A 25960-nucleotide genomic window follows, 5' to 3' on the forward strand; every position below is an offset into this window, starting at 1 on the left:
TTATGCGAAAAAACCGATGGGATAAGCCGTTATAATCTGCTTTTAACGAGCTTTCCTGCGCGATAGGCTTGAGCGGACACTTACTCTCTCCATAAAGCGCAGGGTTACAGATGATGAAGGTAGTGAAACGTTTAATGGCTGGCGAAGCGAGCGGAGGCATTATCCTTATTATCGCCGCCTCGCTGGCGATGGTGCTGGCAAACCTTGATGCCACCAGCCTGCCTTATCAGGCATTTCTGGATACGCCTGTTGAGCTGCGTATTGGTTCACTGGAGATAAATAAAAATCTTCTGTTGTGGATCAACGATGCGCTGATGGCGGTTTTCTTTTTGTTGATAGGTCTGGAAGTGAAGCGCGAATTACTGCAGGGCTCGCTTGCCAGTTTGCGTCAGGCTTCTTTTCCGGTCATCGCCGCGCTGGGCGGCATGGTTATCCCGGCGGCGCTCTATCTGGCGTTTACCGTTCAGGACCCTGTTACGCGTGAAGGTTGGGCTATTCCGGCCGCAACGGATATCGCTTTCGCGCTCGGGGTGCTCGCCCTGCTTGGCAGCCGCGTACCGCCGGCGTTGAAAGTATTTCTGATGGCGCTGGCGATTATTGACGACCTGGGCGCGATTATTATTATCGCCTTGTTTTACACCCATGAGCTTTCGCTGCTGTCGCTGATGATTGCTGCCGGAGCGATTTTTGTGCTGGCGTTGCTGAACGTGTGTAATGTTCGCCGCACCGGGGTTTACATTCTGGTCGGGCTGGTGCTGTGGACAGCGGTGCTGAAATCAGGCGTTCACGCCACGCTCGCTGGGGTGGCGATTGGCTTTTTTATTCCGCTAAAAGATCAGGGCGGGAAATCGCCAGCGAAATCGCTGGAGCATGTGCTTCATCCGTGGGTTGCGTTTCTGATCCTGCCGCTTTTTGCTTTCGCTAACGCAGGTGTCTCGCTCGAAGGCGTAACTCCGCAAGGGCTGGCTTCGCTGCTGCCGCTTGGCATTATCGCCGGCCTCTTTATCGGCAAGCCGCTCGGCATTAGCCTTTTCTGCTGGCTTGCGTTGAAGCTTGGGCTGGCGAAGCTGCCGCAGGGCGCGACTTTTCGTCAGATTATGGCGGTGGGCGTGCTATGCGGCATCGGCTTTACCATGTCGATTTTTATCTCCACGCTGGCGTTTGGGGATGTGGAGCCTGCCCTTGTCAAATGGGCCAAGCTGGGAATTCTCATTGGTTCGCTACTGGCGGCGGTAACAGGTTACAGCCTGCTGAGGTTCAGTTTTAAGGTTCCGCATCGGGCCTGACTTCGCGTGGCGCGCTCCAGGGGGGAGCGCGCTTATTGATCATTCAACATCAGGGAGCGAAAGGCTATGTCGCATATCAATTACAACCACTTGTACTACTTCTGGCATGTTTACAAAGAAGGCTCTGTAGTCGGGGCAGCCGAGGCGCTTTACCTTACGCCCCAGACGATAACCGGTCAGATCAAAGCGCTGGAAGAGCGCCTTCAGGGAAAACTGTTCAAGCGCAAGGGGCGCGGGCTCGAGCCCAGCGAATTGGGACAGCTGGTTTTTCGCTATGCCGATCGGATGTTCACGCTGAGTCAGGAGATGCTGGATATCGTGAACTACCGCAAAGAGTCGCATTTGCTGTTTGATGTCGGTGTGGCTGACGCGCTGTCTAAACATCTGGTGAGCGGCGTGCTGGAAGCGGTAGTGGTTGAGAATGAGCAAATTCACCTGCGCTGCTTCGAGTCCACCCATGAAATGCTGCTGGAACAGCTAAGTCAGCATAAGCTGGATATGATTATCTCGGATTGCCCCATTGATTCCACTCAGCAGGAAGGCCTCTTTTCCGTGAAGATTGGCGAATGCAGCATCAGTTTCTGGTGCCAGAACCCGCCGCCGAACAAACCGTTTCCGGAATGCCTGGAAGAACGCCGCCTGCTCGTCCCGGGGCGCCGTTCCATGCTCGGACGTAAGTTGCTTAACTGGATTAACTCTCAGGGGCTGAAGGTGGAAATCCTCGGCGAGTTTGACGATGCGGCGTTAATGAAAGCCTTTGGGGCGGCGCATAATGCGATATTTATCGCGCCGACGCTCTACGCGCAGGATTTTTACAGCGATGACAGCATTATCGAAATAGGGCGAATAGATAACGTGATGGAAGAGTATCATGCGATTTTTGCCGAGCGTATGATCCAGCATCCTGCTGTGCAGCGTATCTGCAACAAGAACTATTCGGCGTTATTTAATCTTCACGAAGGCTGAACGGCAGGCATAAAAAAACCCGCGTTAAGCGGGTCTTTTTAACAAGCAACAACGAACGGACGATTAAGCCAGTTTGTTGATCTGCGCGGTCAGGTTAGCCTTATGACGCGCTGCTTTGTTTTTGTGGATCAGACCTTTGCTGGCCTGACGGTCCACGATCGGTTGCATTTCGTTAAATGCTTTCTGTGCAGCTTCTTTATCGCCTGCTGCAATCGCCGCGTATACTTTCTTGATGAAAGTACGCATCATAGAGCGACGGCTTGCGTTGTGCTTACGGGCCTTTTCAGACTGAACGGCACGCTTCTTAGCTGATTTGATATTAGCCAAGGTCCAACTCCCAAATATGATCTATGTGGACAATTCAAAGGCCGAGGAATATGCCCCGTTAGCCTTCTTTTGTCAATGGATTTGTGCAAATAAGCGCCGTTTACTATGGCGGCGCTCGTTACGTAGTGATGGCGCAAGATTCTACCAGCTTGCCCGCCCTGAATACAGTCTTTATCGGACAAAATTCGCGCCTGCAGGCCTGATTTCTCGCAAATTACGGTACTGTATCAGGAAAACCCTGATGCTTTCTGCCCGGCAGCGCCAATCGCCGGTTAACCTTGGGCGCTGTACAAGGTATAATCCGACGATTTTCACTGTCCTGAGCCTGTCATGAAGCTGATACGCGGCATACATAATCTCACTCCTGAACACCACGGCTGTGTCCTTACCATCGGCAATTTCGATGGCGTTCACCGTGGCCATCAGGCATTGCTTAACGGGCTGCGTGAAGAAGGGCGCGAGCGCCGCCTTCCGGTCATGGTGATGATTTTCGAACCGCAGCCGCTGGAACTGTTTGCCGCCGACAAAGCCCCCGCGCGGCTGACGCGCCTGCGCGAAAAGCTGCGCTATCTGGCGCAGTGCGGCGTCGACTATGTGCTGTGCGTGCGCTTTGATCGGCGTTTCGCGGCGCTGACGGCGCAAAGCTTTGTCAGCGAACTGCTGGTTAAGCGTCTCGGCGTGCGTTTTCTCGCCATTGGCGATGATTTCCGCTTCGGCGCTGGTCGGCAAGGCGATTTCTTGTTATTACAAAAGGCTGCGCGCGAATATGGCTTCGAAGTCACCAGCACGCAAAGCTTTTGTCAGGATGGCTTGCGCATCAGCAGCACGGCGGTGCGCCAGGCGCTGGCTGAAGACAATCTTGAACAGGCGCAGATGCTGCTGGGCCGCCCCTTCGCCCTTTCTGGCCGCGTGGTGCACGGCGACGCGCTGGGACGCACCATAGGTTTTCCGACGGCGAATATTCCGCTGCGCCGTCAGGTCACCCCGGTAAAAGGGGTTTATGCGGTGGAAGTGATGGGGCTTGGCGAAAAGCCTGTGCCAGGGGTCGCCAATATCGGCACCCGTCCAACGGTGGCAGGTCTGCGCCAGCAGCTGGAAGTTCATCTGCTGGATGTTGCAATGGACCTCTATGGACGCCATATAGATGTGGTGCTGCGTAAAAAAATACGCAACGAGCAGCGGTTTGCTTCGCTTGACGAGCTGAAAGCGCAAATCGCCAGAGATGTAATCACCGCCCGCGACTTTTTTGGGCTACCGACACCGGCTTAACGCCTGATCGGCTAATTATCACACCGAAATACGGAACCGAGAATCTGATGAGTGACTATAAATCTACCCTGAATTTGCCGGAAACAGGGTTCCCGATGCGCGGCGATCTCGCCAAACGCGAACCGGGCATGCTGGCGCGTTGGAATGATGACGATCTGTACGGCATCATCCGTAATGCGAAAAAGGGCAAGAAAACCTTCATCCTGCATGATGGCCCTCCTTATGCGAACGGTAGCATTCATATTGGTCACTCGGTTAACAAGATTCTGAAAGACATTATCGTTAAGTCCAAAGGGCTTTCCGGTTTCGACTCGCCTTATGTGCCGGGCTGGGACTGCCACGGCCTGCCTATTGAGCTGAAAGTCGAGCAGCTTATCGGCAAGCCGGGCGAGAAAGTCTCCGCCGCCGAGTTTCGCGCCGCGTGCCGCAAATATGCCGCCGAGCAGGTAGATGGCCAGCGCCAGGATTTTATCCGCCTGGGCGTGCTGGGCGACTGGTCGCATCCGTACCTGACCATGGATTTTAAAACCGAAGCCAACATCATCCGCGCGCTCGGTAAAATCATTGGCAACGGCCACCTGCATAAAGGCGCGAAGCCGGTGCACTGGTGCGTTGACTGCCGCTCTGCGCTCGCGGAAGCGGAAGTGGAGTATTACGACAAAACATCCCCGTCTATCGACGTCGCCTTTAATGCGTCAGACGCGGGCGCCGTAGCCGCCAAATTCGGCGCGCAAAATGTCAACGGCCCGGTTTCTCTGGTTATCTGGACCACCACGCCGTGGACCCTGCCGGCTAACCGCGCTATCTCGCTGCATCCAGAGATCGAATACGCGCTGGTGCAGGTAGAAGGCCAGGCGCTGATCCTCGCTAAAGAACTGGTAGAAAGCGTTATGAAGCGCGCCAACATCAGCGAATGGCTGATCCTTGGCACCGTGAAGGGCGCGGATCTCGAACTGATGCGCTTTAAGCACCCGTTCCTGGATTTCGACGTGCCGGCCATCCTTGGCGAGCACGTTACGCTTGATGCGGGTACCGGCGCGGTGCATACCGCTCCCGGCCACGGCCCGGACGACTATGTCATCGGCCAGAAATATGGCCTGGAGACGGCTAACCCGGTTGGGCCGGATGGCACCTATCTGCCGGGCACTTACCCGACGCTCGACGGCGTTCAGGTATTCAAAGCCAACGATATCATCGTCAACCTGCTGCGCGAGAAAGGCGCGCTGCTGCACGTAGAAAAACTGCTGCACAGCTACCCGCACTGCTGGCGCCACAAAACGCCGATCATCTTCCGCGCTACGCCGCAGTGGTTCGTCAGCATGGATCAAAAAGGCCTGCGCGAGCAGTCATTGAAAGAGATCAAAGGCGTGCAGTGGATCCCGGACTGGGGCCAGGCGCGTATCGAATCTATGGTCGCTAACCGCCCGGACTGGTGTATCTCCCGCCAGCGCACCTGGGGCGTGCCGATGTCGCTGTTCGTCCATAAAGAGACGCAGGAACTGCATCCGCGCACGCAGGAGCTGATGGAAGAAGTGGCGAAGCGCGTGGAAGCAGACGGCATCCAGGCATGGTGGGATCTGGACCCACGCGACATCATGGGCGACGACGCGAATAGCTATGAAAAAGTGCCGGATACCCTCGACGTCTGGTTCGATTCTGGTTCTACGCACGCCTCTGTCGTCGATGTGCGCCCGGAATTCGCAGGTCACGCGGCGGATATGTATCTGGAAGGCTCCGACCAGCATCGCGGCTGGTTTATGTCTTCTCTGATGATCTCCACGGCGATGAAAGGCAAAGCGCCGTATCGTCAGGTGCTGACGCATGGCTTCACCGTGGACGGCCAGGGCCGCAAGATGTCGAAATCTATCGGCAACACGGTTAGCCCGCAGGATGTGATGAACAAACTGGGCGCGGATATTCTGCGTCTGTGGGTCGCTTCCACTGACTACACCGGTGAAATGGCGGTTTCTGACGAGATCCTCAAACGCGCCGCCGACAGCTATCGCCGTATTCGCAACACTGCGCGCTTCCTGCTGGCTAACCTGAACGGTTTCGACCCGGTGAAAGACATGGTCAAGCCGGAAGAGATGGTCGTGCTGGACCGCTGGGCGGTGGGCTGCGCGAAAGCGGCGCAGGAAGATATCATCAAAGCGTATGAAGCGTATGATTTCCACGAAGTAGTGCAGCGCCTGATGCGTTTCTGCTCCATCGAAATGGGCTCGTTCTACCTCGACATCATTAAAGATCGCCAGTACACCGCGAAAGCGGACAGCGTGGCGCGCCGCAGCTGCCAGACTGCGCTCTATCACGTAGCCGAAGCGCTGGTGCGCTGGATGGCGCCTGTCATGTCCTTCACTGCTGACGAGATCTGGGGCTACCTGCCGGGCGAACGCGAGAAATATGTCTTTACCGGCGAGTGGTACACCGGCCTGTTTGGTCTGGCGGAAACCGAAGCGATGAACGACGCTTTCTGGGATGAGCTGCTGAAAGTGCGCGGCGAAGTGAACAAGGTTATCGAGCAGGCGCGCGCCGATAAACGCATCGGCGGTTCGCTGGAAGCGGCCGTTACCCTGTTTGCCGAGCCGGAACTGGCGGCGAAGCTGACGGCGCTGGGCGATGAATTACGATTCGTCCTGTTGACCTCGCAGGCGAAGGTTGAGGATTATGCGCAGGCGACGGACGAAGCCCAGCAGAGCGAACTGCTGAAGGGGCTGAAAGTGGCGCTCGCAAAAGCCGAAGGTGAGAAATGCCCGCGCTGCTGGCATTACACCACCGATGTCGGTCTGGTAGCGGAACACGCAGATATCTGCGGTCGCTGTGTCAGCAACGTAGCCGGTGACGGCGAAAAACGTAAGTTTGCCTGATGAGTAAACCGATCTTCTCAACCGGGCTCCGCTGGCTTTGGCTGGTGGTAGTCGTACTGATTATCGATCTGGGCAGTAAGGCGTTAATCCTTCAGCACTTTGCGCTGGGGGAGACAGTTTCTCTGTTCCCGTCGCTTAATCTGCACTATGCGCGTAACTATGGCGCCGCCTTTAGCTTCCTTGCGGATAAAGGCGGCTGGCAGCGTTGGTTCTTCGCCGGTATCGCTATCGGCATCTGCGTGGTGCTGGCGGTGCTGATGTACCGCGCAAAAGCGAGCCAGAAGCTGAACAACATTGCTTACGCGCTGATTATTGGCGGCGCGCTCGGCAACCTGTTTGACCGCCTCTGGCACGGCTTTGTTGTCGACATGATCGATTTTTATGTCGGCGACTGGCACTTCGCCACCTTCAACCTGGCCGATACCGCCATCTGCATCGGCGCGGCGCTGGTGGTGCTGGAAGGGTTTTTACCTTCGCCGGGTAAAAAGCAGCCCAACCAGGCCTGACGATTGATGAATGGCGGAGCCATCCGCCATTCGTTTTTTAAGGCCGACATTAATCGCCTCGCGAAGACAACAACGCAGATATCCGCTACATATAAAAGGCTGTAATGCATGACTAACTCTGTACAGAGCAACAGCGCAGTGCTGGTGCACTTCACGCTGAAACTCGAAGATGGCTCCACGGCGGAATCCACGCGCAATAACGGCAAGCCGGCGCTGTTTCGCCTTGGCGACACTTCGCTTTCCGAGGGGCTGGAACAGCAGCTGCTGGGCCTGCATGCGGGCGACAAAAAAGCGTTTTCGCTGGAACCCGATGCGGCGTATGGCGTACCGAGCCCGGACCTGATTCAATATTTTTCGCGTCGCGATTTTATCGACGCGGGCGAGCCGGAAATCGGCGCGATTATGTTATTTACCGCAATGGATGGCAGTGAAATGCCTGGCGTGATCCGCGAAGTGAACGGCGACTCCATCACCGTTGACTTTAACCACCCGCTCGCCGGGCAGACCATCCATTTTGATATCGAAGTGCTGGAAGTCGATCCGGTACTGGAGGAGCCTGATGCAGATCCTGTTGGCTAACCCACGCGGCTTTTGCGCGGGCGTGGACCGCGCTATCAGCATTGTTGAGAACGCGCTGGCGATTTATGGCGCGCCCATTTATGTCCGTCATGAAGTAGTGCATAACCGTTACGTGGTGGACAGCCTGCGCGAGCGCGGCGCTATTTTTATCGAACAGATAAGCGAAGTGCCGGACGGCGCGATCCTGATTTTCTCCGCCCATGGCGTTTCTCAGGCGGTGCGCAACGAAGCGAAAAGCCGCGACCTAACGGTTTTTGATGCCACCTGCCCGCTGGTGACGAAAGTGCATATGGAAGTGGCGCGCGCCAGCCGTCGCGGCGAAGAGTCCATCCTTATCGGTCACGCGGGTCACCCTGAAGTGGAAGGCACGATGGGCCAGTACAGCAACCCGGAAGGGGGCATGTACCTTGTCGAATCGCCGGACGACGTCTGGAAACTGGACGTTAAAAACGAGGCGAAGCTGTCGTTTATGACCCAGACCACGCTCTCGGTGGATGACACTTCCGATGTTATCGACGCGCTGCGTAATCGCTTCCCGAAAATTGTCGGGCCGCGTAAAGACGACATCTGCTACGCCACGACCAACCGTCAGGAAGCGGTACGCGCGCTGGCTGAACAGGCTGACGTGGTGCTGGTGGTCGGCTCGAAAAATTCCTCTAACTCCAACCGTCTGGCCGAACTGGCGCAGCGTATGGGGAAAGCCGCATTTCTGATTGACGACGCGAGCGATATCCAGGAAGAGTGGGTGAAAGCGGCGAAGTGCGTCGGCGTCACCGCTGGCGCCTCCGCGCCGGATATCCTGGTGCAGAATGTCATTGCCCGCCTGCAGGAGCTGGGCGGCGGCGAAGCGGTGCCGCTGGAAGGCCGTGAAGAGAATATTGTTTTCGAAGTGCCGAAAGAGCTGCGCATGGACGTTCGTGAAGTCAACTAACCTTCATCCGCTCTGTTTATGAGAAGATGCCAGACGCTAATCCCGTCTGGCATTTTTTTATGGAGAAAATCATGAGCCCGTTACCCTTCATTCTGGATACCGACCCGGGCATCGACGACGCCGTCGCCCTTGCCGCCGCCATCTTCTCGCCTGAACTCGAACTGCGGCTGGTTACCACCGTGGCGGGTAACGTCAGCGTGGAGAAAACAACCCGCAACGCCCTGCAACTGCTCCATTTCTGGCAGCAGGACGTGCCGCTGGCGCAGGGCGCCGCCACGCCGCTGGTGCGTCCGCTTCGCGATGCGGCTTATGTTCACGGCGAGTCGGGCATGGAAGGGTATCACTTTGTGGCTCACGACAGGCTCGCGCTGGAGGCGCCGGCTTTTCAGGTTATTTATGATTGCCTGACGGCGAGCGAGGAGCCTGTCACGCTGGTAACCATCGGCCCGCTGACCAATATCGCGCTGCTACTGACCCATTACCCCGACTGTATCAGTAAAATCAAACGGCTGGTGATGATGGGCGGCTCCGCCGGGCGCGGTAACTTTACCCCTAACGCTGAATTTAACATCGCTATCGACCCGGAGGCGGCGGCGCGTGTTTTTCGAAGCGGGCTGGAGATTGTGATGTGTGGTCTTGATGTCACTAACCGGGCGCAGTTAACGCCAGCGTATCTCGCCGCGCTTGCTACCCTTAACCGCACCGGCGCGATGCTGCATGCGCTTTTTAGTCACTACCGCAGCGGCAGTATGGCTACTGGGCTTCGGATGCACGATCTCTGTGCGATTGCTTTTCTGGTTAAGCCCGAGCTATTTACTCTGAAGTCGTGTTTTGTGGCGGTAGAGACGCAGGGTGAATACACTGCTGGCACAACGGTTGTCGATCTCGACGGCAGGCTGAAGCAGCCCGCTAACGCGCAGGTTGCGCTGGATATTGACGTTCCGGCCTTCCAGGCGTGGGTGGCGCAAACCCTCGCGCTGGCGCCATAGCGAAAGATTATCGGTTGCTAACGGTCAGCTTTTCAGCCAGATAATCAATCATCACCCGCATTTTAACCGGTAGCTGGCGGCCTGCGGACCAGAGCAGCCAGAGCTGGCCGGAATAGGTGCTAATAAATTCCCATTCCGGCAGTATCTGTACAATCTCGCCGCTCGCCAGCGCTTCACGGGCGGTAAAGAGCGGCAGGCTGCCAATGCCCAGGTGTTGCTTTACCGCGTCCAGCCGCACGCCAGTATGGTTCGCCGCATAGCGCCCGTGGGTTTGCACCACCAGCGTTTTGCTGTGCTGGCGAAACTTCCAGCGCGAGTCCACTGGCGTTTCCCCAAGGCTGATGCAGCTGTGAGCCCGCAAATCCTGAGGGTGCTGCGGCGTACCATGCTGCGCCAGATAATGCGGCGTGGCGCACAACAGATGCGTAATAGGCATTAGCGCTTTGCCATGCAACCCTGGCGAAGGGGTATTGGTGATGCGCAGCGCGAGATCCACGCCATCGTCAATCAGGTCCATATAACGATCTTCAAGCCGCAGGCAGATGTCCACCTGCGGATAGCGAGCCAGAAATTCCGCCATCACCGGGTGCAGGACAAAGCGGCCTACCGCTTTGGGCACGCTCAGGGTGAGCTTGCCCTGCGGCGCCTGTTGATCGATGCCGCCCTGCGAAAGGACCTGGCGTGCGGAGTCCAGCATTACCGTGGCGGATTTTAACACCTCGCTGCCTGCGTCGCTCAGGCGCAGCTTGCGGGTAGTGCGATGCAGCAGCTTAACGCCGAGCTCTTTCTCCAGCCGTGAAATGCTGCGGCTGACGGAAGAGGGCGTTGCGCCGAGCTTGCGGGCGGCGGCGGAGAAGCTGCCGCTCTCCACCACGATGACGAAGGCGGCGATTTCAGGCAATAACGTCAGGTTCATATTTATGCGCCGTATGCAAAGGTGCATTGTCTGAGAGCGGGATTATCTTCCCCGGGCTAATCAATATACTGTCTGGATAACCGGGAGGACAATAATGACTGAAAAAAGCTATTACACCAGCGATGCCGTAAGCGGCGAAGCGCAGGTGCTGCGCTGCGAGGCGAACAGCGACGGGCTCTATGAAGTGGAACTCGATGCCACGCTGTTTCATCCCCAGGGCGGCGGGCAGCCTGCGGACAGCGGTACGATTAACGGCATCCCTCTGATGCGCCTGGAAAACCGCGGCGATAAGGTTATTCATTTTCTCGGGCAGCCAGTGGCGCAAGAAAGGGTAAAGCTTGAGGTGAATGTGTCGCTGCGTAAGCTGCACTCCCGCTGGCATTCCGCGGGACATTTGATTGGTTATGCAGGCGAGCAGCATGGCTGGCGCCCGGTAAAAGCGCACCACTGGCCGGGCGAAGGCAAAATCACCTTTAATGCGACAGAAGGCGCGCTTGCGCCTGAGGCCTGCGCGTTAAGTGAAAAAATCGCCGCCTGGATAGCCGCCGATTTGCCGCGCCTGGTCACCTTCGACAATGCGCTTCGCCAGGTGCGTTTTGGCGATTTACCCGTTTACGGCTGCGGCGGCACGCATGTCGTTTCGCTGGCGGAGTTAGGGGAAGTGAAGCTGACCAGCCTGAAAGTGAAGAAAGGACAACTGATCGTGGCCTACCAGCTGGCAGGATAGTCTTTTCTGCAACTATTAAGCGTTTCTGCCTTGCAGGCGCATGCTTATCCATAAAAAGCATGCGCCTTTAATGTCTTTTACTGATATCCCCTCCGTTTTGTCATAAATTTCTAATTATGCGCGTTTTTCGCTGGCAGCCCGTGGGTGGGCTGGTTAACCTGAGAACGTTTTATAAGCAATTTCTTAACATACGAAGAGTATAACTATGCAAGAAGTACAAATCCGCGTCGCCATCGCCGGAGCAAGCGGCCGCATGGGGCGGCAGTTAATCCAGGCGGCATTACAGATGGATGGCGTGGCGCTTGGCGCGGCGCTGGAGCGTGAAGGCTCATCGCTGGTCGGCAGCGACGCCGGAGAACTGGCGGGCGCGGGTAAGTCAGGGGTCATCGTACAGAGCAGTCTCGATGCGATCGTCGATGATTTCGATGTGTTCATCGATTTTACCCGACCGGAAGGCACGCTGGCGCACCTGGCGTTTTGCCGCCAGCATGGCAAAGGCATGGTCATCGGCACGACCGGTTTTGACGAAGCGGGCAAGCAGGCCATCAGCGAAGCCGCCAAAGCTATCCCTGTCGTTTTTGCCGCTAATTTTAGCGTTGGGGTCAACGTCATGCTGAAGCTGTTGGAGAAAGCGGCGAAAGTGATGGGCAACTACACCGACATCGAAATTATCGAAGCTCACCATCGCCATAAGGTGGACGCGCCATCCGGCACGGCGCTGGCGATGGGGGAGGCAATTGCTCAGGCGTTGGATAAAGATCTCAAAGCGTGCGCTGTTTATGCGCGCGAAGGTTATACCGGCGAACGGGAACCTGGCACCATCGGCTTCGCTACGGTTCGCGCAGGCGATATCGTTGGCGAGCATACCGCTATGTTTGCTGATATTGGCGAACGCATTGAGATTACCCATAAGGCTTCAAGTCGGATGACTTTTGCAAATGGCGCGGTTCGCTCTGCTTTATGGTTAAAGGGCCATAAAAATGGCCTTTATGACATGCGGGACGTACTCGATTTAAATAACTTGTAGTAAGAATTACCCATCGTGATGTGGTTATTACAATCATAACTGTTTGATTGGCGGGGCAATAATTTATTGCCCTTTTTATTTTATTGAATTTCAACGGTCTTGATTATTTATCCTTGTTAAGGCTTAAAAACAGGTAATCTTCTTTGGTTTTTATGTTGCCATGCTGTAAATTTTGACCAAATGGTCCACTTTTTTCCTTCCTGACGTTTTGTTTACGATTTTCGCTGTCAACGAAACGGTTTCGTCACTGAGTTTTACTCTCTTTTTAGCTCTGTTTAAGCGTATTCGCTGTCAGTGAGCTAAAAATATCAGAAAAAATCACCTGCAGAGTAGACTTTGCCCTGTGTTCTCTCTAGAATGCCGCCGTTTGCCAAAAATTCGTCAGGCAGGCTGTTTTGCAATTGATTCATCCCTGCTGTTTGAATTAATATGCAAATAAATTGACTGTTTATTCCCTGGAGGACGTTTTGATTAAGTCAGCGCTGTTGGTTCTGGAAGACGGGACCCAATTTTACGGTCGGGCCATTGGGGCATCAGGTTCGGCGGTTGGGGAAGTCGTTTTCAATACTTCAATGACCGGTTATCAAGAAATCCTCACTGATCCTTCCTACTCCCGCCAGATTGTCACTCTTACTTATCCCCATATTGGTAATGTCGGTACTAACGAAGCCGATGAAGAATCCTCCCAGGTGCACGCGCAAGGTCTCATCATTCGCGACCTGCCGCTGATTGCCAGCAACTATCGCAACACCGAGGATCTCTCTTCTTACCTGAAGCGCCATAACATCGTGGCGATTGCCGATATCGACACCCGTAAACTGACCCGCCTGCTGCGTGAGAAAGGCGCGCAGAACGGCTGCATCATCGCGGGCGACAATCTGGACGCGCGTCTGGCGCTGGAAAAAGCGAAGGGTTTCCCGGGGCTGAACGGCATGGACCTGGCGAAAGAGGTCAGCACCGCTGAGCCTTACAGCTGGACACAGGGCAGTTGGACGCTTTCAGGCGAGCTGCCGGAAGCGAAGAAAGAAGAAGAGCTGCCTTACCACGTGGTGGCTTACGACTACGGCGTGAAGCGCAACATTCTGCGCATGCTGGTAGACCGCGGCTGCCGCCTGACCGTTGTGCCGGCGAAAACCCCGGCGGAAGAGGTGCTGAAAATGAATCCGGACGGCGTGTTCCTCTCAAACGGCCCCGGCGACCCGGCGCCGTGCGACTACGCCATCGACGCGATCGAGAAATTCCTGCAAACCGACCTGCCGGTGTTCGGCATCTGCCTCGGTCACCAGCTGCTGGCGCTGGCGAGCGGCGCGAAAACGGTGAAGATGAAATTCGGCCACCACGGCGGCAACCATCCGGTGAAAGACGTGGATAACAACCGCGTAATGATTACTGCGCAGAACCACGGTTTTGCAGTAGATGAAGCGACGCTGCCAGCCAACCTGCGCGTCACGCATAAATCGCTGTTCGACGGCACGCTGCAGGGGATTCACCGCACCGACAAACCCGCCTTCAGCTTCCAGGGACACCCGGAGGCGAGCCCGGGCCCGCACGACGCCGCGCCGCTGTTTGACCATTTCATTGACTTAATTGTGCAATACCGTAAGACCGCCAAATAATCAGGAGAAAATGAAACATGCCAAAACGTACAGACATTAAAAGCATCCTGATTCTTGGCGCAGGCCCGATTGTTATCGGCCAGGCGTGCGAATTCGACTATTCCGGCGCCCAGGCGTGTAAAGCGCTGCGTGAAGAGGGCTACCGCGTTGTCCTGGTGAACTCCAACCCGGCGACCATCATGACCGACCCGGAAATGGCGGATGCAACCTACATCGAGCCGATTCACTGGGAAGTGGTGCGCAAAATTATCGAAAAAGAGCGCCCGGACGCGGTGCTGCCGACCATGGGCGGCCAGACGGCGCTGAACTGCGCGCTGGAGCTGGAGCGCCAGGGCGTGCTGGAAGAGTTTGGCGTCACCATGATTGGCGCCACCGCCGATGCGATTGACAAAGCCGAAGACCGCCGTCGCTTTGACGTGGCGATGAAGAAAATCGGTCTGGAGACCGCGCGCTCCGGCATCGCGCATAATATGGACGAAGCGCTGGCGGTCGCGGCAGACGTCGGTTATCCGTGCATCATCCGTCCTTCTTTCACCATGGGCGGCACCGGCGGCGGCATCGCTTACAACCGCGAAGAGTTTGAAGAGATCTGCGCGCGCGGGCTCGACCTCTCCCCGACCAAAGAGCTGCTGATTGACGAGTCGCTTATCGGCTGGAAAGAGTACGAGATGGAGGTGGTGCGCGATAAGAACGACAACTGCATCATCGTTTGCTCCATTGAAAACTTCGACGCCATGGGCATTCACACCGGCGACTCCATCACCGTGGCGCCAGCCCAGACGCTGACCGACAAGGAATACCAGATCATGCGTAACGCCTCGATGGCGGTACTGCGTGAAATCGGCGTCGAAACCGGCGGCTCCAACGTGCAGTTTGCGGTTAACCCGAAAAATGGCCGCCTGATTGTTATCGAGATGAACCCTCGCGTGTCTCGCTCCTCGGCGCTGGCGTCCAAAGCCACCGGCTTCCCGATTGCCAAAGTGGCGGCGAAACTTGCGGTGGGGTACACCCTCGACGAGCTGATGAACGACATTACCGGCGGACGTACCCCGGCGTCGTTCGAACCCTCTATCGACTACGTGGTTACCAAAATTCCACGCTTCAACTTTGAGAAATTCGCCGGCGCGAACGACCGCCTGACCACCCAGATGAAATCAGTGGGCGAGGTGATGGCGATTGGCCGCACTCAGCAGGAATCGATGCAGAAAGCGTTGCGCGGCCTGGAAGTGGGCGCAACTGGCTTTGACCCGAAAGTGAGCCTGGATGACCCGGAAGCGCTGACCAAAATCCGCCGTGAACTGAAAGACGCGGGCGCCGAGCGTATCTGGTACATCGCCGACGCCTTCCGCGCCGGGTTGTCCGTCGACGGCGTTTTCAACCTGACCAATATCGACCGCTGGTTCCTGGTGCAGATTGAAGAGCTGGTGCGTCTGGAAGAGAAAGTGGCAGAAGTGGGCATTACCGGCCTGGACGCTGATTTCCTGCGCGCGCTTAAGCGCAAAGGTTTTGCCGACGCGCGGCTGGCGAAGCTCGCCGGCGTTCGCGAAACGGAAATCCGCAAGCTGCGCGAGCAGTACAACCTGCATCCGGTCTACAAGCGCGTGGATACCTGCGCGGCGGAGTTCGCCACCGACACCGCTTATATGTACTCCACTTATGAAGAAGAGTGCGAGGCGAATCCGAATCAGGATCGCGACAAGATTATGGTGCTGGGCGGCGGGCCGAACCGTATCGGGCAGGGCATTGAGTTCGACTACTGCTGCGTACACGCGTCGCTGGCGCTGCGTGAAGATGGTTATGAAACCATCATGGTGAACTGCAACCCGGAAACCGTTTCGACCGACTACGACACCTCCGACCGCCTCTATTTCGAGCCGGTTACGCTGGAAGATGTGCTGGAAATCGTCCGCATCGAGAAGCCGAAAGGGGTTATCGTGCAGTACGGCGGCCAGACGCCGCTGAAGCTGGCGCGCCAGCTTGAAGCCGCAGGCGTGCCGATTATCGGCACCAGCCCGGACGCCATCGACCGCGCCGAAGACCGCGAGCGCTTCCAGCAGGCGGTTGAGCGCCTGAAGCTCAGGCAGCCGGCTAACGCCACGGTAACCACCATCGAGCAGGCCGTCGAGAAAGCGGTGCAGATTGGCTACCCGCTGGTGGTACGCCCTTCCTATGTACTGGGCGGACGCGCAATGGAAATCGTCTATGACGAGGCGGATCTCCGTCGCTACTTCATGACGGCGGTCAGCGTTTCTAACGACGCGCCAGTGCTGCTTGACCGCTTCCTGGACGATGCGGTGGAAGTGGACGTGGATGCTATCTGCGACGGCGAAACCGTGCTGATTGGCGGCATCATGGAGCACATCGAGCAGGCGGGCGTGCACTCAGGGGACTCCGCGTGTTCACTGCCGGCTTACACGCTGAGCCAGGAAATTCAGGATGTGATGCGCCAGCAGGTGCAGAAACTGGCGATGGAACTGCAGGTACGCGGCCTGATGAACGTGCAGTTCGCGGTGAAAGATAACGAAGTTTATCTGATTGAAGTGAACCCACGCGCCGCGCGCACCGTGCCGTTCGTTTCTAAAGCGACCGGCGTGGCGCTGGCAAAAGTCGCCGCGCGCGTCATGACCGGCAAAACGCTGGTGGAGCAGGGCCACACCAAAGAGATCATCCCGCCGTACTACTCGGTGAAAGAGGTGGTGCTGCCGTTCAACAAGTTCCCGGGCGTCGACCCGCTGCTGGGGCCGGAAATGCGCTCTACCGGCGAGGTGATGGGCGTGGGGCGCACCTTCGCGGAAGCGTTCGCGAAAGCGCAGCTTGGCAGCAACTCCACCATGAAGAAGAAGGGCCGCGCTTTGCTCTCCGTACGCGAAGGCGACAAAGAGCGCGTGGTGGATCTGGCCGCCAAGCTGTTGAAATATGGCTTTGAGCTGGACGCCACCCACGGCACGGCGATTGTGCTGGGCGAGGCGGGCATTAACCCGCGTCTGGTGAACAAGGTGCATGAAGGCCGTCCGCACATTCAGGACCGCATCAAGAATGGCGAGTACACCTACATCATCAACACCACCGCAGGCCGCCAGGCGATTGAGGACTCCAAGCTGATTCGCCGCAGCGCGCTGCAGTATAAGGTGCATTACGACACCACGCTGAACGGCGGCTTCGCCACTGCGATGGCGCTGAATGCCGACGCGACCGAGAAAGTCACGTCAGTGCAGGAGATGCACGCGCAAATCGCGAAGTAATCAACGCCGCCAGGCCAAAAGCCAGCCTCATGATGAGGCTGGCTTTTTACTTTTCAGGAATGTTCCGTTTCTGTGCGGCCTGTTAGTCATCTGAGCTAGGCTTTGAAATGAAACCAACAAAGACGCAGGGAGATAACCATGCGAACGCAATTACTTCTCGCTTCCTCTTTTACCGCTGCGGCGCTGCTGATGGGCGGCTGCTCCTCTAACCAGGCGGTAAAAACCACTGACGGCCATACGATAGTGACCGATGGCAAGCCGCAGGTGGATAACGATACCGGGCTGGTATCCTATGAAAACGCGGAAACCGGTAAAACCGAGCAGATAAACCGCGATCAGGTTAAGTCGATGAACGAGCTGGATAACTGATCCTTTCGCTTTGCCGCAGCAGCAGTGGCATCTGCCACTGCTTCCTCTTCTTGCCTAAAAGCCCTGCATATTGTCTCTGTAAGCGAAACGTCAATCCGTCTACACTCTGAGGATTAACCGCGTCCGCAAGACAGGCGACTCCATGATTTTGATTATTTATGCACACCCCTACCCGCGACACTCCCATGCCAACCGCCATATGCTTGAGCAAATCAGTAACTTGCCGGATGTGGAAGTTCGCTCGCTCTACCAGCTCTATCCCGATTTCAATATCGATATTCTCGCCGAACAGGAAGCGTTAAGCCGGGCGGAATTAATCATCTGGCAGCATCCGATGCAGTGGTACAGCGTGCCGCCGCTATTTAAACTCTGGATAGATAAAGTGCTGACTCACGGCTGGGCCTATGGTCACGGCGGTACGGCATTGCATGGCAAAAGCGTGCTCTGGGCGGTCACTACCGGCGGCGATGCGCACCATTTTGACCTTGGCGATCATCCGGGTTTCGACGTGCTGGCCCAACCGCTGCAGGCTACCGCAATCTACTGCGGGCTAAAATGGTTGCCGCCTTTTACGCTGCATGGCGCTTTTGTCTGTGACGATGAAACGCTGGAAGGCCAGGCGCGCCACTATAAACAACGGTTGATGGAATGGCAGGAGGGGCGCCGTGGATAGTCATACTCTGATTCAGGCTCTTATTTACCTTGGCTCGGCGGCGCTGATAGTGCCGATGGCGGTACGGCTGGGATTGGGTTCGGTGCTCGGCTACCTGATTGCAGGTTGCATTATCGGCCCATGGGGGTTGCGGCTTGTCACCGATGCGCAGTCCATTCTGCACTTCGCCGAGATTGGCGTGGTGCTGATGCTTTTTGTCATCGGACTGGAGCTGGACCCGCGCCGCCTCTGGACGCTGCGCGCTTCGGTATTCGGCGGCGGGGCGATGCAGATGATCGCCTGCGGCCTGTTGTTGGGCCTGTTCTGTATGGCGTTGGGTCTGCGCTGGCAAGTGGCCACGCTGATTGGCCTGACGCTCGCGCTCTCCTCTACGGCGATAGCGATGCAGGCAATGAATGAGCGCAACCTGACGGTGTCGCAAATGGGCCGCAGCGCCTTTGCGGTGCTGCTGTTTCAGGATATCGCCGCGATTCCGCTGGTGGCGATGATCCCGCTGCTGGCCGCCAGCGGGGCGGCGACCACGCTCGGCGCTTTCACGCTTTCCGCGCTGAAAGTAATCGCCGCGCTGGCGATAGTCGTGCTGCTTGGGCGCTACGTTGCGCGTCCGGCGCTGCGCTTCGTGGCGCGCTCCGGGCTGCGCGAAGTGTTCAGCGCCGTCGCGCTGTTTCTGGTGTTCGGCTTCGGTTTGCTGCTGGAAGAGGCGGGGCTTTCCATGGCGATGGGGGCGTTTCTTGCCGGCGTGCTGCTGGCAAGCTCCGAATATCGCCATGCGCTGGAAAGCGATATCGAACCGTTTAAGGGGTTGCTGCTCGGCCTCTTTTTTATCGGCGTCGGCATGTCCATCGATTTTGGCACGCTGGTGGCGAACCCGCTGCGGGTGATTATTCTGCTGGTTGGGTTTCTTGTCATCAAGACCGTAACGCTGTGGCTGGTGGCGAAGCCGCTAAAAGTGCCGGGCAAACAGCGCCGCTGGTTCGCTGTACTGCTGGGGCAGGGGAGCGAATTCGCTTTTGTGATTTTCGGCGCGGCGCAGACGGCGCAGGTGCTTGACCCGGAATGGGCGAAATCGCTCACCCTCGCGGTGGCGCTTTCCATGGCGGCAACGCCAGTGCTGCTGGTGTTGCTGACGCGGCTTGAGAAAGCGGCGCCGGCGCAGGCGCGCGAGGCGGATGAAATCGACGAAGAGCAGCCGCGGGTTATCATCGCGGGCTTCGGCCGCTTCGGGCAGATCGCCGGCCGTTTGTTGCTTTCAAGCGGCGTAAAAATGGTGGTGCTCGATCACGACCCGGACCACATCGAAACCCTGCGCAAGTTCGGCATGAAGGTCTTTTACGGTGATGCCACGCGGGTGGACTTGCTGGAATCAGCAGGGGTGGCGAAAGCCGAGGTGTTAATCAACGCAATAGACGATCCGCAAACTAACCTGCAGCTTACCGAGCTGGTGCAAGCGCATTTCCCGCAGGTGCGCATCATCGCCCGCGCTCGCGATGTCGATCACTATATTCGGCTGCGTCAGGCGGGCGTGGAGCAGCCTGAACGTGAAACCTTCGAAGGCGCTTTAAAAGTGGGACGCCTGGCGCTGGAAGGGTTAGGGCTGGGGCCGTATGAAGCGCGCGAGCGTGCCGATGTGTTCCGCCACTATAACCAGCAGATGGTGGAAGAGATGGCGGATGGCGATAACGATACCGCCGCTCGCGCCGCGACGTTCCGTCGCACCAGCGCGATGCTGACCGAAATAATCAGCGAAGACCGGGCGCATCTTTCGGTGGTGCAACGTCACGGCTGGCAGGGAACGCAGGAAGGCAAACATACCGGCAACGAGGCGGACGAACCGGAAGTGAAACCGCAGGCGTGATAAGAAACGCCCCGAAAGGGGCGTTTTTTTAGCTCAGCGCGACTTTAATGCCCAGCGCCAGCAGCATGCCGCCGAGCAGTTTATCGATAATTTTCTGCGCTTTGGTCAACCCGCGGCGCACCGGCTCGCTCTGAATCAGCACCACCAGCAGCGGCCACCACACTACCGTCAGGCCGACGATAATGCCCGCATACCAGAGTTTCTCACCGAGGCCCGAATTCACGTTTAACACCTGAGTAAACATCGCCAGGAAGAAAAGCGTGGCTTTCGGGTTAAGCAGGTTGCACAGGTAGCCCTGTAAAAAGGCTTTCCTCAGCGACACCTCTTCATGGGCGACATCGCTCACGGCAAGCTTGCTCCCGCCTCGCGCAAGCAGCGCCTGTACGCCGAGCCAGATGAGATAGGCGGCGCCCGCGTATTTCAGCAGCCCAAACAGCCACGGCGTGGTGGTTATCACGACGGCGATGCCTGCCACGCAATAAGTCATGTGCGTTATCACCCCGAAAATGACGCCCGCCGCGGTGGTGAGCGCGGCGGCGCGACGATAGCGGGCCGCATTTTTAATCACCAGAAAAAAATCGGGGCCGGGGGAGAGCATTCCCAGCGCGGCGATGGTCGCCACAAACAAAGTGGTTTCAAGCATGCGCAAACCTCATCGTAAAACGTGGGCAGAACTATAGCGCAAAACGTTGTCAAAATGATCGCTGAGGTCGCCTGAGATCGTCGCGTTTGGCCATAATATTGAGCTAGGGCGTTAAGTGGATGGTCCTCTGTCCAGCGAACGTTGTGGGTAAGCTGGCAGAACCAAAAATTTTACCGATCCCCTGCGTTGCGTTAGTCGACTAAGGAATGCGCTTTACGTATAGTGGCGACAATTTTTTTACCATCTGGGAATCAATCAATGATCAGTCTGATTGCAGCGTTAGCTGTGGATCGCGTTATTGGCATGGAGAACGCCATGCCGTGGAATTTGCCGGCCGATCTCGCCTGGTTCAAGCGCACGACCCTGAATAAACCGGTCATTATGGGCCGTCTTACCTGGGAATCTATTGGCCGTCCGCTGCCGGGCCGTAAAAATATTGTGCTTAGCAGCAAAGCAGGCGATGACGATCGCGTGGTGTGGGTAAGCTCGGTGGAAGAGGCGCTGAAGGCCTGCGGCGATGCGCAGGAGATCATGGTGATCGGCGGCGGTCGCGTTTATGAGCAGTTCCTGCCGAAAGCGCAGCGTCTTTATCTCACGCATATCGATGCAGAAGTCGAAGGGGACACCCATTTTCCGGATTATGAACCGGACGAATGGCAGTCGGTGTTTAGTGAGTTTCATGACGCTGACGAACAGAACTCGCACAGCTACTGCTTTGAAATTCTGGAGCGCCGATAAGCGGCGCCCCTTGCGGGTACATTACCCGACGCCTCTCATTCGGCCGCCCTCGTCTGAGGGCGCCGACGCTTATTACGACGCTACTGCGGTTTCGCCTTCATCCAGATCGAGCTGACGATTCGACGGCTGAGCGAAGAACGCTTTGTCTTCCCAGCGCAGGCAGGTCAGCGTCCCTCCCCAGCAGCAGCCCGTATCCAGCCCGTAGACATTTTCCGGCGTGCCTTTGCCTTCAAGCGACGCCCAGTGGCCGAAGACAATGGAATAGTTCTGCGAAACCGGACCCGGAATAGCGAACCACGGCTTCAGCGGCGCGGGGGCATTTTCCGGCGTGTCTTTACAGAACATATCAAGCTGGCCGTTCGGGAAGCAGTAGCGCATCCGGGTCAGCGCGTTAGTGATAAAGCGCAGGCGCGCAAGGCCGGTCAGTTCCGAAGACCAGTTGTTTGGCATGTCGCCATACATGGCGTCGAGAAACAGCGGGTAGCTGTCGCTTGCAAGCACCGCTTCGACATCACGGGCGCAGCCCATGGCGGTCTGCAGATCCCACTGCGGCGTAATGCCGGCATGGGCCATCACCAGCTTTTTCTCTTCATCGACCTGCAGCAGCGGCTGGCGGCGCAGCCAGTTGATCAGCTCATCGGCGTCGGGCGCTTCCAGCAGCGGGGTAATTCTGTCTTTCGGCTTATTACGGCTGATGCCAGCGTAAACCGCTAACAGATGCAAATCATGGTTGCCCAGCACCACGCGCACCGCGTCGCCAAGCGAGCGGACATAGCGCAGCACTTCGAGCGAACCCGGCCCGCGCGCCACCAGGTCGCCGGTCAGCCACAGCGTATCCTTGCCGGGAGTAAATTCGACATGCTTTAGCAGGGCGACCAGTTCATCGTAGCAACCGTGAACGTCGCCAATCAGGTATGTTGACATCGTATTAATGAATGAGTGTTGGTAAGGCCAACCGGAAAACCGGGATGGCGATGCGAAAGCGGCTGCCTTGTTCATCGACCATTTCATAATGGCCTTCCATCGTGCCGAACGGCGTTTCTATCACCGCGCCGCTGGTGTACTGGTATTCGCCGCCCGGGGCGATATGCGGCTGTTCGCCGACAACGCCTTCGCCCTGAACTTCTGTTTCGCGTCCGTTGCCGTTGGTGATAAGCCAGTAGCGGCTCAGCAACTGAACGGGAGTTCGCCCCAGGTTGCGGATAGTAACGGTATAGGCAAAAACGAAACGCTCTTCATCCGGCGAGGATTGCGATTCGATATAAACGCTTTGCACCTGAACGCAGACACGGGGCGAATCTAGCATGGCTTAGCTCTCCTTCGAGGGCGGATTGTCGGCTAAATAATTAGCCATCTGACAATATTGCGCCACAGAAATGTTTTCTGCACGCAGGGCCGGGTCTATCCCGAGCTCCGTCAGCACTTCCGGGCTAAAGAGGTTGCCGAGGCTGTTGCGGATCGTTTTACGGCGCTGGTTGAACGCCTCTGTCGTCAGGCGGCTCAGCAAACGCAGATCTTTCACCGGATGCGGCAACTGTGCGTGCGGCACCAGGCGAACCACGGCGGAATCCACTTTCGGCGGCGGCGCGAACGCTGTCGGCGGCACTTCCAGCACAGGGATTATCTGGCAGTAGTATTGCGCCATAACGCTTAAACGACCATACGCTTTACTGTTCGGCCCTGCAACCAGTCGGTTTACCACCTCTTTTTGCAGCATGAAATGCATGTCGGCAATCGAATCAGTATAGCTAAACAGATGAAACATCAGCGGCGTGGAGATGTTGTACGGCAGGTTGCCGAATACGCGCAGCGGCTGACCAAGCGTGGCAGAGAGCTCGCTGAAGTTCATGGTCATCGCGTCCTGCTGATAAATAGTCAGCTTAGGCGCAAGGAAAGGGTGCGTTTGCAAGCGGGCGGCGAGGTCACGGTCCAGCTCAATAACCGTGAGCTTGTCCAGACGTTCACCTACCGGCTCGGTCAGCGCGCCGAGACCGGGGCCGATTTCCACCATCGCCTGACCTTTCTGCGGATTGATGGCGGAGACGATGCTGTCGATAACGAACTGGTCGTTAAGAAAGTTTTGCCCGAAGCGTTTGCGGGCTAAATGGCCCTGATGGACTCGATTATTCATTCGTTCTTACTGTTTAAAATCATCTGGATGGCGAGGTTAAGCGCCGTAATAAAACTGCCGACACTGGCGGTGCCCTGGCCTGCGAGCTCCAGCGCAGTACCGTGGTCGACCGAGGTGCGAATAAAGGGCAGACCAAGCGTGATATTAACCGCGCGGCCAAAGCCCTGGTATTTTAGCACGGGCAGCCCTTGATCGTGGTACATCGCCAGCACCGCGTCGGCGTGGTCGAGGTATTTCGGCTGGAACAGCGTATCGGCAGGGAGCGGGCCGGTGAGATTCATGCCGCGTGCGCGCATCTCTTCCAGCACAGGGATAATCGTATCTATCTCCTCGGTGCCCATATGACCGCCTTCGCCCGCGTGCGGGTTCAGGCCGCAGACCAGCACATGCGGCTGCGCAATGCCGAATTTGCTCTGCAGATCGTGATACAGCGTGGTGATGATATGACGCAGCAGCTCCGGCGTAATCGCCTCCGCAATCGCTTTAAGCGGCAGGTGAGTCGTAGCCAGCGCAACGCGCAGCTCTTCGGTCGCCAGCATCATCACGACTTTTTCGCTGTGCGAACGCGCTTCAAAAAACTCCGTGTGGCCGATAAACGGGATGCCCGCATCGTTAATGATGCCTTTATGCACGGGGCCTGTGATGAGCGCGCCGAATTCGCCGTTCAGACAGCCGTCACAGGCGCGCGCCAGCGTCTCTACTACGTAGTCGCTATTGCGCACATCCAGGACGCCCGGGGTGACCGGCTCCCGCAGAGCGACGGGCAGGACGGTCAACGTACCCGCACGTTGCGCAGCGGCAGGCGCATCAGGCGTATAGGGAAGGAGCGTTAGCGGCAGACCAAGACATTTAGCGCGTTCGGCGAGCAGGTCAGGAGAGGCGCAGACGACCAGTTCAGCGGGCCAGTCGCGTTGCGCCAGCGCGATGACCAGGTCGGGACCAATCCCGGCGGGTTCGCCGGGAGTGAGGGTCACACGAGGAGTGTTTGCCATTAGTTACTCAGAATTTTGACATAGGCGCTGGCGCGCTGTTCCTGCATCCAGGTTGCCGCTTCTTCAGAGAATTTACGGTTAAACAGCATGCGGTAAGCGCGCTCTTTCTGCGCGGCGTCGGTTTTATCCACGTTGCGCGTATCCATCAGCTCAATCAAATGCCAACCGAAAGAAGAGTGCACCGGAGCGCTTAACTGGCCGCGCTGCAGGCGGGTCAGCGCATCGCGGAAGGCCGGATCGTAAACTTCCGGAGAAGCCCAGCCCAGGTCGCCGCCCTGATTAGCTGAACCTGGATCCTGAGAGAAGGCTTTCGCAGCATCAGCAAAAGAGGTTTTACCGCTCTTGATATCCGCAGCGATCTCTTCAAGCTTCAGGCGCGCCTGCTGATCGGTCATGATCGGCGAAGGTTTCAGAAGAATATGGCGGGCATGCACTTCCGTGACGGAAATGCTTTGCGACTGACCGCGCATGTCGTTGACTTTCAGGATATGGAAACCGACGCCGGAACGGATCGGGCCGACGATGTCGCCTTTTTTCGCCGTGCTTAACGCCTGAGCGAAGAGGGAAGGCAATTCCTGAATACGCCCCCAGCCCATCTGGCCGCCTTTCAGCGCCTGTTGGTCTGCGGAATAGGTGATAGCCAGCTTGCCGAAATCACCGCCGTTGCGCGCTTCACCGACAATAGAGCGCGCCTGCGTTTCTGCTTCATCCACCTGCGCAGAAGTCGGGTTTTCCGGCAGCGGAATCAGGATGTGACTCAGGTTCAGTTCAGTGCTGGCGTCATTCTGGTTGCCAACCTGTTTCGCCAGCGTTTCCACTTCCTGCGGCAGGATCGTTACGCGGCGGCGCACTTCGTTATTACGCACTTCAGAAATAAGCATTTCTTTGCGGATCTGGTTGCGATAGGTGCTGTAGTTCACCCCTTCGTAGGCCAGACGGCTGCGCATCTGATCCAAAGACATATTGTTTTGCTTTGCGATATTCGCGATAGCCTGATCAAGCTGCTCGTCGGTGATTTTGACGCCCATCTTCTGGCCCATCTGCAACATTATCTGATCCACGATCAGACGCTCCAGGATCTGATGACGCAACGTGCTGTCATCAGGAAGCTGCTGCCCCGCCTGGTTTGCATTGAGCTTTACTGACTGCATCAGGCCATCAACGTCACTTTCCAGCACTACGCCGTTATTCACGACGGCTGCAACTTTATCGACAACCTGCGGCGCAGCGAAGCTGGTATTCACTACCAAAGTGATACCAAGAAGCAGCGTTTTCCAGTTCTTCATACCTTTTCCATTTCGATTAACCGCAAAG

Annotated in this window: 24 protein-coding genes; 16 read left to right on the forward strand and 8 right to left on the reverse strand. The window is 57.0% G+C overall.

Annotated elements, in window-relative coordinates:
- The first annotated feature begins 113 nt into the window (after nucleotides 1–113).
- Nucleotides 114–1286 (forward strand): Na+/H+ antiporter NhaA, encoded by a 1173-nt coding sequence (gene nhaA / locus ACU4F7_RS03375; protein ID WP_481638689.1) that lies wholly within the window; start codon nucleotides 114–116, stop codon nucleotides 1284–1286.
- A 66-nt stretch (nucleotides 1287–1352) separates the two neighbouring features.
- The gene (gene nhaR / locus ACU4F7_RS03380) at nucleotides 1353–2252 is read left to right on the forward strand and encodes a transcriptional activator NhaR (RefSeq protein ID WP_481638036.1); all 900 of its coding nucleotides are present in this window, start codon (nucleotides 1353–1355) and stop codon (nucleotides 2250–2252) included.
- Nucleotides 2253–2315: 63 nt separating this feature from the next.
- Here nhaR and rpsT read toward each other — a convergent pair whose 3' ends face one another.
- Nucleotides 2316–2579: a 30S ribosomal protein S20 gene (gene rpsT, locus ACU4F7_RS03385; protein WP_024551208.1), complete on the reverse strand. Its 264-nt coding sequence runs from the start codon at nucleotides 2577–2579 to the stop codon at nucleotides 2316–2318.
- Between the two features lie 330 nt (nucleotides 2580–2909).
- Between rpsT and ribF the strand changes: the two genes are divergently transcribed.
- The 6 genes from ribF to rihC all read left to right on the forward strand — a co-directional run bounded on the left by ribF (nucleotide 2910) and on the right by rihC (nucleotide 9717).
- A complete protein-coding gene (gene ribF, locus ACU4F7_RS03390) occupies nucleotides 2910–3848 on the forward strand; it encodes a bifunctional riboflavin kinase/FAD synthetase (protein WP_029591251.1) in 939 nt (312 codons plus the stop codon).
- Nucleotides 3849–3895: 47 nt separating this feature from the next.
- Entirely contained in the window at nucleotides 3896–6712 is a 2817-nt protein-coding gene (gene ileS / locus ACU4F7_RS03395) for an isoleucine--tRNA ligase (RefSeq protein WP_481638037.1), read from the forward strand.
- Complete coding sequence (gene lspA, locus ACU4F7_RS03400) at nucleotides 6712–7218, forward strand: signal peptidase II (RefSeq protein ID WP_024556371.1); 507 nt, start codon at nucleotides 6712–6714, stop codon at nucleotides 7216–7218. Before ileS ends, lspA begins: the two co-directional genes overlap by 1 nt.
- Nucleotides 7219–7326: 108 nt before the next feature.
- Nucleotides 7327–7797, forward strand: coding sequence for an FKBP-type peptidyl-prolyl cis-trans isomerase (gene fkpB / locus ACU4F7_RS03405; protein WP_024556370.1), 471 nt, complete (start codon nucleotides 7327–7329; stop codon nucleotides 7795–7797).
- Nucleotides 7778–8728, forward strand: coding sequence for a 4-hydroxy-3-methylbut-2-enyl diphosphate reductase (ispH, locus tag ACU4F7_RS03410; RefSeq protein ID WP_029591249.1), 951 nt, complete (start codon nucleotides 7778–7780; stop codon nucleotides 8726–8728). Before fkpB ends, ispH begins: the two co-directional genes overlap by 20 nt.
- A gap of 71 nt (nucleotides 8729–8799) precedes the next feature.
- On the forward strand, nucleotides 8800–9717 hold the full coding sequence (gene rihC, locus ACU4F7_RS03415; protein ID WP_481638038.1) for a ribonucleoside hydrolase RihC: 918 nt from the start codon (nucleotides 8800–8802) through the stop codon (nucleotides 9715–9717).
- A gap of 7 nt (nucleotides 9718–9724) precedes the next feature.
- Here rihC and ACU4F7_RS03420 read toward each other — a convergent pair whose 3' ends face one another.
- Entirely contained in the window at nucleotides 9725–10633 is a 909-nt protein-coding gene (locus ACU4F7_RS03420) for a LysR family transcriptional regulator (RefSeq protein ID WP_481638039.1), read from the reverse strand.
- A gap of 94 nt (nucleotides 10634–10727) precedes the next feature.
- Between ACU4F7_RS03420 and ACU4F7_RS03425 the strand changes: the two genes are divergently transcribed.
- From ACU4F7_RS03425 to kefC, 7 genes are all read left to right on the forward strand, one after another.
- Entirely contained in the window at nucleotides 10728–11360 is a 633-nt protein-coding gene (locus ACU4F7_RS03425; RefSeq protein ID WP_029591246.1) for a serine-tRNA(Ala) deacylase AlaX, read from the forward strand.
- Nucleotides 11361–11565: 205 nt separating this feature from the next.
- Complete coding sequence (dapB, locus tag ACU4F7_RS03430) at nucleotides 11566–12387, forward strand: 4-hydroxy-tetrahydrodipicolinate reductase (protein ID WP_029591245.1); 822 nt, start codon at nucleotides 11566–11568, stop codon at nucleotides 12385–12387.
- Between the two features lie 467 nt (nucleotides 12388–12854).
- Entirely contained in the window at nucleotides 12855–14003 is a 1149-nt protein-coding gene (gene carA / locus ACU4F7_RS03435) for a glutamine-hydrolyzing carbamoyl-phosphate synthase small subunit (protein WP_029591244.1), read from the forward strand.
- A gap of 17 nt (nucleotides 14004–14020) precedes the next feature.
- Nucleotides 14021–17245 carry a carbamoyl-phosphate synthase large subunit gene (carB, locus tag ACU4F7_RS03440; RefSeq protein ID WP_481638040.1) on the forward strand — a complete coding sequence of 1075 codons (3225 nt, stop codon included), beginning with the start codon at nucleotides 14021–14023 and terminating at the stop codon, nucleotides 17243–17245.
- 138 nt (nucleotides 17246–17383) lie between these two features.
- On the forward strand, nucleotides 17384–17614 hold the full coding sequence (locus ACU4F7_RS03445; protein WP_024558809.1) for a YgdI/YgdR family lipoprotein: 231 nt from the start codon (nucleotides 17384–17386) through the stop codon (nucleotides 17612–17614).
- A gap of 142 nt (nucleotides 17615–17756) precedes the next feature.
- Nucleotides 17757–18287 carry a glutathione-regulated potassium-efflux system oxidoreductase KefF gene (kefF, locus tag ACU4F7_RS03450; RefSeq protein WP_024558808.1) on the forward strand — a complete coding sequence of 177 codons (531 nt, stop codon included), beginning with the start codon at nucleotides 17757–17759 and terminating at the stop codon, nucleotides 18285–18287.
- Nucleotides 18280–20142, forward strand: a complete 1863-nt coding sequence (gene kefC / locus ACU4F7_RS03455) for a glutathione-regulated potassium-efflux system protein KefC (protein ID WP_481638041.1) — start codon at nucleotides 18280–18282, stop codon at nucleotides 20140–20142. The genes kefF and kefC overlap by 8 nt, the downstream gene beginning before the upstream one ends.
- A gap of 28 nt (nucleotides 20143–20170) precedes the next feature.
- On the opposite strand, the gene ACU4F7_RS03460 is transcribed toward kefC, so the two are convergent.
- The gene (locus tag ACU4F7_RS03460) at nucleotides 20171–20785 is read right to left on the reverse strand and encodes a LysE family transporter (RefSeq protein ID WP_481638042.1); all 615 of its coding nucleotides are present in this window, start codon (nucleotides 20783–20785) and stop codon (nucleotides 20171–20173) included.
- 258 nt (nucleotides 20786–21043) lie between these two features.
- On the opposite strand from ACU4F7_RS03460, the gene folA reads away from it, so the two are divergent.
- Entirely contained in the window at nucleotides 21044–21523 is a 480-nt protein-coding gene (folA, locus tag ACU4F7_RS03465) for a type 3 dihydrofolate reductase (protein WP_035887801.1), read from the forward strand.
- A 72-nt stretch (nucleotides 21524–21595) separates the two neighbouring features.
- Here folA and apaH read toward each other — a convergent pair whose 3' ends face one another.
- The 5 genes from apaH to surA are packed head-to-tail and all read right to left on the reverse strand — an operon-like array spanning nucleotide 21596 to nucleotide 25932.
- Nucleotides 21596–22447, reverse strand: a complete 852-nt coding sequence (gene apaH, locus ACU4F7_RS03470; protein ID WP_024558805.1) for a bis(5'-nucleosyl)-tetraphosphatase (symmetrical) ApaH — start codon at nucleotides 22445–22447, stop codon at nucleotides 21596–21598.
- A 4-nt stretch (nucleotides 22448–22451) separates the two neighbouring features.
- Nucleotides 22452–22829 (reverse strand): Co2+/Mg2+ efflux protein ApaG, encoded by a 378-nt coding sequence (gene apaG, locus ACU4F7_RS03475; protein WP_029591240.1) that lies wholly within the window; start codon nucleotides 22827–22829, stop codon nucleotides 22452–22454.
- Nucleotides 22830–22832: 3 nt separating this feature from the next.
- Nucleotides 22833–23654 (reverse strand): 16S rRNA (adenine(1518)-N(6)/adenine(1519)-N(6))-dimethyltransferase RsmA, encoded by an 822-nt coding sequence (gene rsmA / locus ACU4F7_RS03480; protein WP_024558803.1) that lies wholly within the window; start codon nucleotides 23652–23654, stop codon nucleotides 22833–22835.
- A complete protein-coding gene (gene pdxA, locus ACU4F7_RS03485; RefSeq protein WP_029591238.1) occupies nucleotides 23651–24646 on the reverse strand; it encodes a 4-hydroxythreonine-4-phosphate dehydrogenase PdxA in 996 nt (331 codons plus the stop codon). The genes rsmA and pdxA overlap by 4 nt, the downstream gene beginning before the upstream one ends.
- Nucleotides 24646–25932: a peptidylprolyl isomerase SurA gene (surA, locus tag ACU4F7_RS03490; protein ID WP_029591237.1), complete on the reverse strand. Its 1287-nt coding sequence runs from the start codon at nucleotides 25930–25932 to the stop codon at nucleotides 24646–24648. Before surA ends, pdxA begins: the two co-directional genes overlap by 1 nt.
- Nucleotides 25933–25960 lie beyond the last annotated feature (28 nt).

It is taken from the genome of Franconibacter pulveris, from assembly GCF_056780215.1.